Origin of the sequence: Caballeronia udeis (assembly GCF_001544555.2) — a bacterium.
Classification (GTDB): domain Bacteria; phylum Pseudomonadota; class Gammaproteobacteria; order Burkholderiales; family Burkholderiaceae; genus Caballeronia; species Caballeronia udeis.
The window spans coordinates 1-6741 of the sequence record NZ_FCOK02000149.1 but is presented as its reverse complement, the minus strand read 5'-3'; the positions used below and the strand labels follow the sequence as shown (position 1 = coordinate 6741).

The window sequence follows — 6741 nt, the reverse complement described above, 5'->3', positions numbered from 1 at the left end:
GCGCCGCACCAGCGCTTCTTTTCTTTCTGCTGAGTAGGTTTTCATTCACTCTGATTTTACCGCCCCCGGACCATGTCTATAAGAATCAGATAACACGACAAGTAGTCTGACGCCGGGGGTTTCGCGAGACCAGGTGATGTGAACCCGGCGCCTCATACCATGACTCGCCAGGTTCATAGGTTTTCGCGGCAGAACCCTCGAGCTGCGAGACCACGTGTCCTTCGAGCACGTACGCGAAGACTGATCCACGGTGCATATGTGCTTCGGACGCCTGTCCCGGCACATAACTCACTGTCGCGACGAGCACGTTCTTGCCCGCCGCTTCGGGGATCGCCTGACGCATGACCGGCTGGATCTTTTCCTGGCCCGTGTCATCTGCATGGGCGACGCCGCAAAGAGCGAACATCAGCGCAGCGACCGCGGTTTTGATTCGACTCATGAATAAGACCTCAGTTGATCAGACGGGCATCTTGCGGAACGCGATGGCAAAACGGTTCCAGCTGTTGATCTGCGATACAAGCAGCGTCAGCTCCACGATCTCTTGTTCAGAGAAATGCGGCTGCACGGCTTCCCAGACGGAATCGGGAACATGGTCGTGCGAGACCAGCGTAAGCGCTTCGGTCCATCCCAGCGCCGCGCGTTCGCGATCCGTGAAAAACGGCGTCTCACGCCATACCACCACGGCTGCCAGCCGGCGATCCGTCTCGCCGCCCTTGCGGGCATCTGTCGTATGCATGTCGACGCAGAACGCACAGCCATTGATCTGCGATGCACGCAGGCGAACCAGTTCCGCCAGCGATTTTTCCACCGATGACTTACCGATGTACTCTTCCACCGCAAGCAGGGTCTTGATGGTGGACGGGCTTGCCTTGTAGAAATCCAGACGGGTTTGCATGACAGCTCCTTTGATTGGGTCGATGCGCGGGTTGGCGCGACATGAGCAAGATTAGGCGTTTGACTGGATCTTATAAATAGCCGATTTGGCCTAATTTCAGGTAACCAGTGCCGAAGCCTCCAGGCTGCGTTGTCTTATGTGCGCCAGCCGAAAAGCAGAGCACAGGCTTGTCCGTGGGCCAACTATCCGCGCGCTAACGAAATGCTTAAAAAAATGCCGAAGCCAGCGAAATAATGCGGATTATTTGACATGGATCATTGAACATCAAAGCTCATTATTTCGACATGTTGAATCATCTCGATATTGATTAATAATGCGTGAAATCATATGAATCTTAGCGCTCGGCAAATTGATCCAAGTGCTTTAAGCTCACTCACCAGAGCAGTGGCGTGGTTATAAAAAATTAGCTGTAGCGAAATACTGCAGACACAAAAACCCGATCGAGGGATACAACGGTGGGCATACGCAGCGTCCTCTTAACATTAGTGCTGCTCGCAAGTTCAAGCCTGCATGCATTCGCCGCCGGCGAGGCGCCGGCCGAGAAAGCGCCTGACACCATGCAGGCGCGCGTGCTTGGTTGCGCGGCGTGCCATGGCGCGCAGGGTGAAGGCACGAGCAATGACTATTACCCGCGGCTCTCAGGCAAGCCCGCTGGTTATCTTTACAACCAATTGCTGGCCTTTAGAGACGGCCGCCGCAAATATCCGCCAATGAATTATTTATTGGCATATCTCCCTGATCCGTATCTGATGAAAATTGCGGAGTATTTCGCCGCCGAGCATCCACCATTTCCCACGCCTGCACCAGTGACTGCAGATACCGCGACGCTAGCGCTCGGCAAGACCCTGGTAAATAGCGGTGCTGCGTCACGCAAGATTCCTGCATGCGCTGCGTGTCACGGTGCGGCACTGACCGGCATGGAGCCGGCTATTCCCGGCTTGCTGGGTCTGCACTCCGACTACATCAGCGCGCAGTTGGGCGCATGGCGTTACGGCACGCGCACCACGCTCGCTCCTGATTGCATGCATGACATCGCCACCAAACTGGCCGACCGGGACATCACGGCTATCGCGGCCTATCTGGCTTCGTTGCCCGCGCCGGAGAATCCGGCGCCCGTGGCGGCCGGGTCACTCAAGATGCCGCTGGTTTGCGGCACTGTTCCTAATCAATAGGCGAGGAAATAGACGTGTTCAGTTTCCGTGCCCTAATGTTTGTTTGCGCCTGCATCGTCGCCTTGAATGCACGAGCCGCCGACCCCGCAGTGATTGCCCGCGGTGAATATCTCGCTCGCGCCGGCGATTGCATCGCGTGCCACACAGTACCCGCGGGTAAGCTATTCGGTGGCGGCCGCGCGATGGAAACACCGTTCGGCACGCTCTATACGCCGAATATTTCATCGGACAAAGAGACCGGTATCGGCAAGTGGACCTCGGCTGAGTTCTACACCATGATGCATACCGGCAAGTCACGCGACGGCGAGCTGCTGTATCCCGCCATGCCGTTTGCCTCCTACACCAAGGTCACGCGCGACGACTCCGACGCGATCTACGCCTACCTGTTGTCCACGCCGCCCATTCATCAGCCCAATCGCGCACATGAATTGCGGTTTCCGTTCAACCAGCGCTCATTGCTGTACGGGTGGCGCCTGTTGTACATGAAGCCTGGTGAATACCAGCCGGATACCACGCAATCGGTGGAATGGAACCGCGGTGCTTACCTCGTCGAAGGGCTGGGCCATTGCACGATGTGTCATACCGCGATCAATGCGCTAGGCGGCAACTCGGCTTCCAAGCGCTTCGAAGGCGGCCTGATTCCCGTGCAGAACTGGTACGCGCCGTCGCTCACATCGAATAAGGAGGCGGGGCTGGGCGACTGGAGCATCGAGGACATATCGGACCTGCTGCAGTCGGGCGTGTCGAATCGTGGGGCGGTGTATGGGCCCATGGCCGAGGTCGTGTACGACAGCTTCCAGTATTTGACGGACGAAGACATTCGCGCGGTAGCGGTCTATCTGAAGACGCTGCCTGCGCGTGCCGGCGAAAAGCCTGCGCCGGTAACCGCCGCTGTTGCCGAGCAACAGACCAGTCTTTCGCCGCTGGGCAAGAAGATCTACGACGCCCAATGCGCGCTGTGCCATGCGTCGCAAGGGCAGGGCAAGCTGCCGCATTTCCCGCCATTGGCGAACAACCAGTCCATTCAGATGACGTCGTCGGTGAATCCTGTCCGCATGGTGCTGAATGGTGGATACGCGCCCGGCACGAAGAAGAACCCGATGCCCTACGGCATGCCGCCGTTCGCCCAGTCGCTCTCTGACGTGGAGGTCGCGGCGGTGGTCACGTATATCCGCACGGCCTGGGGTAATCACGGCACGCCGGTCAGCGTCAAGGAAGTCAACACCTTGCGCTCAGCCCCCCTTTACTGAGGACGTCATGACTGATTCCGAGAAAGAAGATGCCGCCGTCGACGAGATTGTGCGAGACGGCCCGCACGGCGCCATTGCGCTGGCTGGTGCGGCAACGGCCATTGTGATCGGCTTGTGGTTTGCGTTCTATTTCCTGGTCTTCTTACCCCGCGGCGTTATCCAATGAGCACTGAACACCCGTCGCATGCGTCTGCCGACATTGCCGCGCGCATCGAGCGCAAGTGGGCGCTTCTTGTCGTCATCATTCTGTGCGTGCTGGTCGCCATGACAATTTTCACCGGCCTGCACTGGGCCATGATGCCGCCATCCAGAGTGGAGACCGTGCGGCCTGAAACGCTCAACGTAAGCGGTGAATTCATTGAAAGCAACCTGGGCAGCGCGGTTGAAGCGGACGGTTCGGTCACTGTGCGGATCGTCGCGCAGCAGTATTCATTCACGCCGCAATGCCTGCTCATTCCAACCGACACGCCCATCACCTTTCGCGCCACCAGCGCGGATGTCGTGCATGGATTCCTGATCACGAACACGAATATCAATTCGATGCTCGAGCCCGGTTATATCTCCACCTTCAAGAGCACGTTCACGCAGCCCGGCGAGCATCTGATGCCATGCCACGAGTTCTGCGGCACCGGGCATCAGGGCATGTGGGCGCACGTCAAGGTGATCGATAAAACCGCCTTCCTCAAGATGGCAAACGCTAACGGTTCGCGGAGACTTAGTTGTGTTAAATAGCAAGCGACTCGTTCTCGCGCATTTCTGGCTCGGTTTCATCAGCTTCGGCGGCGCGTTGCTGCTCGGCGCGTGGCAAATGTGGGTGCGCAGTCCGCTGCACCCGTGGCTGAAGAATCCGGAACTTTACTATCGCTCGGTGACGGCGCACGGTTCGGCCATGGCCTACGTGTTTCCCACATTGATCGCAATGGGTTTTGGTTACGCAGTGACCGAACTGGCGCTCAAGAAACCGCTGGTCGGAGCGCGCTGGGCATGGGCTGGTTTTATCCTCGTGGCCGTGGGTACGGTCACAGCAATGGTTCCCGTCGCCATGGGCCTTGCCTCGGTCCTCTATACCTTCTATCCGCCGATGATCGCCAACGCGTTCTTCTACATCGGCATTGTGCTGGTGGTGGTCGGGTCCTGGATCTGGGTCGCGCTGATGTCGATCAACCTTGCCGTGTGGAAACGCGAGCATAAGGGTGTGCCGGTGCCTCTTGCCATGTTCGCCACCTTGGCCGGGGCTTATCTATGGGGCTGGACCGCGGTGGGCGCGGCCATCGAGATCCTGTTCCAGATCCTGCCCGTGGCGCTTGGCTTCAAGACAACGATCGACGCCGGCCTTGCCCGTGTGTTCTTCTCGTGGTCCCTTCACGCGATTGTCTACTTCTGGTTGATGCCCGCGTACATAGCGTATTACACGATCCTGCCGCGAGCGATTGGCGGGCGCCTGTACAGCGATTCGATGGCGCGCATCTCGTTCATCCTGTTCCTGGTGGTTTCCATGCCGATCGGCATCCACCACCTGTTCGCCGATCCGCAAGTGGGTTCGGGTTTCAAGTTCATGCATTCGGTGTTCACGGCGCTGGTTGCGGTGCCGACCATGCTGACAGTGTTCACCATCTGCGCATCGGTTGAAATTGCTGCGCGCTTGCGCGGCGGACGGGGGACCTTTGGCTGGATCAAGGCGTTGCCCTGGGACAATCCGTTGATGCTTGCGCTTGCGTTTTCGTTCGTAATGCTTGGCTTTGGCGGGGCGGGCGGCATCATCAACATGAGCTACCAGCTCGACTCGACCGTTCACAACACGCAGTGGGTCACGGGTCACTTCCATCTGATCTTCGGCGGGGCGATCGTCATCATGTATTTCGCGATCGCCTATGACCTCTGGCCGCATCTCACCGGCCGAGCCATGACGCAATTGAAGCTGATGCGCCAGCAGCTGTGGCTGTGGTTCATCGGCATGATCGTGCTGACGTTCCCGTGGCATTTCGCGGGTATTCTCGGTATGCCGCGGCGCATGGCCTTCTTCGACTACACGGACCCGGAGATCGCTGAACAGGCGTTGTCGGTGATCATCTCGACTATCGGCGGCCTGATCCTGGTTGTCTCGGCAGTGATGTTTTTCATCGTGCTGATTCGCAACCACCGTGGGCCGCGGAGTGTGATTGAAGAGTACACGTTCAGCAAGGCAGTACATGAATCGAAGACCATTCCGGTTGCGTTGAACAGCTTTGGCCTGTGGCTTGCGCTGATGATTGGCCTCACGCTATTCAACTACGGCTATCCGGTCGCTTCGCTGCTATTTCGCGCGGATACATCCATCCCCGCGATCCAGATTGGAGGGCCGCAGCGATGAGCGATGAGCGCCTGTTCTCGTTACGCAACCGGTGGTTCACGGTCACGGTCGGCGGCATGCTCGCGCTGGTCGCGTTCTCGACGGCCGTGGGTTTCATATGGCTGCCTTCGGCCCAAAGCGATCAACCTTTCCAGGGCGTCTGGAACGCGATCTGCAGTGCGGCGGGCGTCCCGCAGCAATGGTTGCGCGCTTCGTCGGCCACGCCCGTGCCGCTGGTGCAAACCAGCGCGGTGGCCATGACGCCGCAACTGCTGGCGCAGCCGAGCAGCACGTCGATCGGCCGCGGCGCGACCTTGTCCATGCGTTGCACCATGTGTCACGGTGTGCGAGGCATGAGCGATGCCAACTCGCCGAATCTCGCGGGCCAGTATTCTTCCGTGATCTACAAGCAGTTGCTCGACTTTCAGTCCGGCGCGCGCCGTAATGCGGTGATGTCGCCCATGGTCTCGAACCTGAGCGACCAGGACATGCGCGATCTCTCCGCTTATTACGCGTACTTGCCGAGACCAGTGGCGTTGCGCTCCGATGCGGCGCCGGTCGTGCCCGTGCCGGATATTGTGTCCGGCGGTGCGCCGATGCGAAACATTGCGTCCTGTGCGTCGTGTCATGGCGGTATTGATCACAAGGCGGGGAGCCCGTGGCTCGAGGGAATGCCTGCTGCGTACACCCGGGCGCAATTGCAGGCGTTCGCGAACGACACGCGTCATAACGATATCAACGAGCAGATGCGCAATGTTGCACGGAATATGACGCCGGAGGAAATCGATGCAGCCGCAGCTTATTATGCCGGGGCACAACCATAGGAGTTGGTTTTTCGCTCGCGCCGGGGGACGGGGTTTGGGGTTTAGGGTTTGGGTGGGCTGGGGTTAGGGGTCGGCGGGCAGGGGGCGGGGTGCTAGGTTCCAGCGTTAGCGGTCGGAGTCAATGCCGGGTTGCTGCTTTCGGCCTTAGCGGTCTGCTTGAGTGAGCTAATTTCTTTATCACTATTAGCCACTGCGGAACTGTCAGTATTTTTGTGTGCAAGGCGTTAAAGACCGGCTTCGCAGCAGGCCAGAATAAAACGTTATGAGCTTG

At 58.7% G+C, this 6741-nt stretch carries 8 protein-coding genes; 6 read left to right on the top strand and 2 right to left on the bottom strand.

Going from position 1 to position 6741, the window contains the following annotated elements; all coding sequences use genetic code 11:
• Positions 1-85: 85 nt before the first annotated feature.
• A complete protein-coding gene (locus tag AWB69_RS44500; RefSeq protein ID WP_082913876.1) occupies positions 86-439 on the bottom strand; it encodes a cupin domain-containing protein in 354 nt (117 codons plus the stop codon).
• A gap of 18 nt (positions 440-457) precedes the next feature.
• Positions 458-895, bottom strand: a complete 438-nt coding sequence (locus AWB69_RS44495) for a carboxymuconolactone decarboxylase family protein (RefSeq protein WP_062093123.1) — start codon at positions 893-895, stop codon at positions 458-460.
• Positions 896-1452: 557 nt separating this feature from the next.
• Between AWB69_RS44495 and AWB69_RS44490 the strand changes: the two genes are divergently transcribed.
• The 6 genes from AWB69_RS44490 to AWB69_RS44470 are packed head-to-tail and all read left to right on the top strand — an operon-like array spanning position 1453 to position 6470.
• Positions 1453-2067, top strand: a complete 615-nt coding sequence (locus AWB69_RS44490; protein ID WP_082913877.1) for a c-type cytochrome — start codon at positions 1453-1455, stop codon at positions 2065-2067.
• Between the two features lie 35 nt (positions 2068-2102).
• Complete coding sequence (locus AWB69_RS44485; protein ID WP_082913875.1) at positions 2103-3317, top strand: c-type cytochrome; 1215 nt, start codon at positions 2103-2105, stop codon at positions 3315-3317.
• Positions 3318-3324: 7 nt separating this feature from the next.
• Positions 3325-3483 carry a hypothetical protein gene (locus AWB69_RS48460; protein ID WP_089164460.1) on the top strand — a complete coding sequence of 53 codons (159 nt, stop codon included), beginning with the start codon at positions 3325-3327 and terminating at the stop codon, positions 3481-3483.
• Positions 3480-4049 carry a cupredoxin domain-containing protein gene (locus AWB69_RS44480; protein WP_062093121.1) on the top strand — a complete coding sequence of 190 codons (570 nt, stop codon included), beginning with the start codon at positions 3480-3482 and terminating at the stop codon, positions 4047-4049. The genes AWB69_RS48460 and AWB69_RS44480 overlap by 4 nt, the downstream gene beginning before the upstream one ends.
• Positions 4039-5667, top strand: coding sequence for a b(o/a)3-type cytochrome-c oxidase subunit 1 (locus tag AWB69_RS44475; protein WP_062093120.1), 1629 nt, complete (start codon positions 4039-4041; stop codon positions 5665-5667). Before AWB69_RS44480 ends, AWB69_RS44475 begins: the two co-directional genes overlap by 11 nt.
• Complete coding sequence (locus AWB69_RS44470; protein ID WP_062093119.1) at positions 5664-6470, top strand: c-type cytochrome; 807 nt, start codon at positions 5664-5666, stop codon at positions 6468-6470. Before AWB69_RS44475 ends, AWB69_RS44470 begins: the two co-directional genes overlap by 4 nt.
• Positions 6471-6741: the final 271 nt, after the last annotated feature.